This is a genomic window from Micromonospora sp. AMSO31t (assembly GCF_008868175.1).
Classification (GTDB): Bacteria; Actinomycetota; Actinomycetes; order Mycobacteriales; family Micromonosporaceae; genus Micromonospora.
In genome coordinates this window covers 1-454 of sequence record NZ_WBKT01000351.1, presented here as the reverse complement: position 1 = coordinate 454, position 454 = coordinate 1, and the positions used below count along the sequence as shown (strand labels likewise).

The window sequence follows — 454 nt, the reverse complement described above, 5'->3', positions numbered from 1 at the left end:
GGGTCCCCGCGGCGCGGCGGGGACCCCGGGGGCGGTCAGGTGGCGTAAACCTCGAACTCGCCGAGCTGGCCCGCGGGCCAGCCGGTGTTGCCGGTGAAGGTCAGCCGCAGGTGCCGGCGCCCGGCGGACGGGAACGTGATGGTGGCGGTGTTCCCGGTGGCCGGGTCGAACGTGTAGCCGGCCGACGCCTTCACCGTGGTCCAGGTCGACCCGTCGGTCGAGCCCAGCACCGACAGGGTCTGGGTGCGCGCCTGCCAGGCCGACGAGGGCGGCAGCTTCAGCACCACCCGGGACACCGGGTACGTGGCGCCGAGGTCCACGGTGAGCGACTGCGGGAACGCGTTGTTGGCGCTCTCCCAGTACGTGCCGGCGTTGCCGTCGACCGTGTTGGCCGCGCCGTACACGTCGGCGTGACTGGTCTCGGTGACCGGCCGCCCGGCGGCCAGGTTGCCGC

1 protein-coding gene is annotated in these 454 nt (G+C 74.2%); it reads right to left on the bottom strand.

What is annotated here, in order from left to right; translation table 11 throughout:
* Nucleotides 1–35: 35 nt before the first annotated feature.
* Nucleotides 36–454, bottom strand: a 419-nt coding sequence (locus F8274_RS30890; RefSeq protein ID WP_151465931.1) for a discoidin domain-containing protein, incomplete at its 5' end; no start/stop codon positions are given.